The following is a 3,579-nucleotide window of genomic DNA, read 5'->3' on the forward strand; positions in this document are numbered from 1 at the left end:
GTTTCACTGTCCTGTTCGGGATGGGAAGGAGTGGTACCAACTTGCTATGGTCATCAGGCATAAACTTTTTGTCAGATCGATCGGTGGCCATTAACTTCTTAATGACGCTCCTCTCCATCCAACGAATTCATAGAGTCTTCAATCAGCTTTTCGATTGCGCTATTTCGGCATAACTAGAACTTGCGTTCTGTCTTTATTTTTCCAGGCTTACCCAAAGTTATAGGGTCAAGCCGCACGGGCAATTAGTACTGGTTAGCTTAACGCATTACTGCGCTTCCACACCCAGCCTATCAACGTCGTGGTCTACAACGACCCTTCAGGGGGCTCAAGGCCCCGGCAGATCTCATCTTGAAACGAGTTTCCCGCTTAGATGCTTTCAGCGGTTATCTCTTCCACACTTAGCTACCCTGCGATGCCACTGGCGTGACAACAGGTACACCAGAGGTGTGTCCACTCCGGTCCTCTCGTACTAGGAGCAGGCTTCCTCAAATCTGCAGCGCCCACGGAAGATAGGGACCAAACTGTCTCACGACGTTTTAAACCCAGCTCACGTACCTCTTTAAATGGCGAACAGCCATACCCTTGGGACCGACTACAGCCCCAGGATGAGATGAGCCGACATCGAGGTGCCAAACACCGCCGTCGATATGAACTCTTGGGCGGTATCAGCCTGTTATCCCCAGAGTACCTTTTATCCGTTGAGCGATGGCCCTTCCATACAGAACCACCGGATCACTATGTCCTGCTTTCGCATCTGCTCGACTTGTCAGTCTCGCAGTTAAGCACGCTTATGCCATTGCACTATCGTCACGATGTCCGACCGTAACTAGCGTACCTTCGAACTCCTCCGTTACGCTTTGGGAGGAGACCGCCCCAGTCAAACTGCCTACCATGCACTGTCCCCGATCCAGATAATGGATCCAGGTTAGAACCTCAAACGCACCAGGGTGGTATTTCAACGTCGGCTCCATGCGATCTAGCGACCGCACTTCAAAGCCTCCCACCTATCCTACACAGATCCGTTCAAAGTCCAATACAAAGCTACAGTAAAGGTTCATGGGGTCTTTCCGTCTTTCCGCGGGGAGATTGCATCATCACAAACATTTCAACTTCGCTGAGTCTCAGGAGGAGACAGTGTGGCCATCGTTACGCCATTCGTGCAGGTCGGAACTTACCCGACAAGGAATTTCGCTACCTTAGGACCGTTATAGTTACGGCCGCCGTTTACTGGGACTTCAATCAAGAGCTTGCACCCCATCATTTAATCTTCCAGCACCGGGCAGGCGTCACACCCTATACGTCCACTTTCGTGTTTGCAGAGTGCTGTGTTTTTATTAAACAGTCGCAGCCACCAATTTTTTGCAACCCCTTTGAGCTCCGTTTGTACAACTTCACTTACTTGGGGTACACCTTCTCCCGAAGTTACGGTGTCAATTTGCCGAGTTCCTTCTCCTGAGTTCTCTCAAGCGCCTTAGAATACTCATCTCGCGCACCAGTGTCGGTTTGCGGTACGGTCGTCAATAGCTGAAGCTTAGTGGCTTTTCCTGGAAGCAGGGTATCACTCACTTCGTCTGCAAGCAGACTCGTTATCACGCCTCATCTCAGCTCTCCGGATTTGCCTAAAGAGCACGACTACACGCTTGAACCAACTATTCCAACAGTTGGCTGAGCTAACCTTCTCCGTCCCCACATCGCACTATTGATCGGTACAGGAATATTGACCTGTTTCCCATCAGCTACGCATCTCTGCCTCGCCTTAGGGGCCGACTCACCCTACGCCGATGAACGTTGCGTAGGAAACCTTGCGCTTACGGCGAGGGGGCTTTTCACCCCCTTTAACGCTACTCATGTCAGCATTCGCACTTCTGATACCTCCAGCATCCGTTACCAGACACCTTCACAGGCTTACAGAACGCTCTCCTACCACGCACAGTAAACTGTGCATCCGCAGCTTCGGTAACTGGCTTAGCCCCGTTACATCTTCCGCGCAGGACGACTCGATCAGTGAGCTATTACGCTTTCTTTAAATGATGGCTGCTTCTAAGCCAACATCCTGACTGTTTTAGCCTTCCCACTTCGTTTCCCACTTAGCCAATTTTAGGGACCTTAGCTGGCGGTCTGGGTTGTTTCCCTCTTGAGTCCGGACGTTAGCACCCGGTGCTCTGTCTCCCAAGCTGTACTCGTCGGTATTCGGAGTTTGCATAGGTTTGGTAAGTCGCCATGACCCCCTAGCCTAAACAGTGCTCTACCCCCGACGGTAATACTTGAGGCACTACCTAAATAGTTTTCGGAGAGAACCAGCTATTTCCAAGTTTGTTTAGCCTTTCACCCCTATCCACAGCTCATCCCCTAATTTTGCAACATTAGTGGGTTCGGACCTCCAGTACCTGTTACGGCACCTTCATCCTGGCCATGGATAGATCACTTGGTTTCGGGTCTACACCCAGCGACTAGTCGCCCTATTCGGACTCGATTTCTCTTCGCCTCCCCTATTCGGTTAAGCTTGCCACTGAATGTAAGTCGCTGACCCATTATACAAAAGGTACGCCGTCACCCCTAAGGGCTCCGACTTTTTGTAAGCATACGGTTTCAGGATCTATTTCACTCCCCTCCCGGGGTTCTTTTCGCCTTTCCCTCACGGTACTGGTTCACTATCGGTCGATGATGAGTATTTAGCCTTGGAGGATGGTCCCCCCATATTCAGACAGGGTTTCTCGTGCCCCGCCCTACTTGTCTGCAGCCTAGTACCACCGATCGGTTTTCACATACGGGACTATCACCCACTATGGTCGGCCTTTCCATGCCGTTTTGTTAACTGATCGACTATCACTGCAAGGCTCTTCCGAATTCGCTCGCCACTACTATCGGAATCTCGGTTGATGTCTTTTCCTCTGGGTACTTAGATGTTTCAGTTCTCCAGGTTCGCTTCGTGCACCTATGTATTCAGTGCACGATACCTCTTGCGAGGTGGGTTCCCCCATTCAGAAATCTCCGGATCAAAGCTTATTTGCCAGCTCCCCGAAGCTTATCGCAGGCTATCACGTCTTTCGTCGCCTATCATCGCCAAGGCATCCACCATATGCTCTTAGTCACTTGACCCTATAACTTTGGACTCTCTTGTCGAGAATCAAAGCCTGGTTTCAAAGACTGGTGAGGTCTTGCACCTCACGCGTTATGCCGTAATGTGAATATCTTTGGCTGCACCTTTCGATGCAGCTTAGAGAATATTCGTCATTACTAGATAAATTTGCATTCGCAAAATATCTGTTTTGACGCAATCAAAATGTTGCTGGCGGCACGGTGAGTATTTTTCAACTCTTTCCACCAGCAACGCTGATTTCGACTCTATGAATTTTTAAAGAACAGCCAATTGATCAAAGATCAATATAAAAGCAGTCTGGTGCAGACTGCTTTTATATTGAATTTGGTTTTTTCGCTTCTACTCTGCTTTTGCTTCGCTTGCGCTTCACATCTGCTGAGCCAACGATTATAGCACCTTTCGGCGCTATCATTTTTGGTGGAGGATGACGGGATCGAACCGACGACCCCCTGCTTGCAAAGCAGGTGCTCTCCCAGCTG

The 3,579-nt window shown here is 50.0% G+C and carries 1 rRNA gene; it reads right to left on the bottom strand.

The window, feature by feature from the left end:
• Positions 1 to 221: 221 nt before the first annotated feature.
• A 23S ribosomal RNA gene (locus JAO85_RS25325) occupies positions 222 to 3,099 on the bottom strand.
• Positions 3,100 to 3,579 lie beyond the last annotated feature (480 nt).

This window comes from Comamonas sp. NyZ500, assembly GCF_016772095.1.
GTDB lineage: Bacteria > Pseudomonadota > Gammaproteobacteria > Burkholderiales > Burkholderiaceae_C > Comamonas > Comamonas thiooxydans.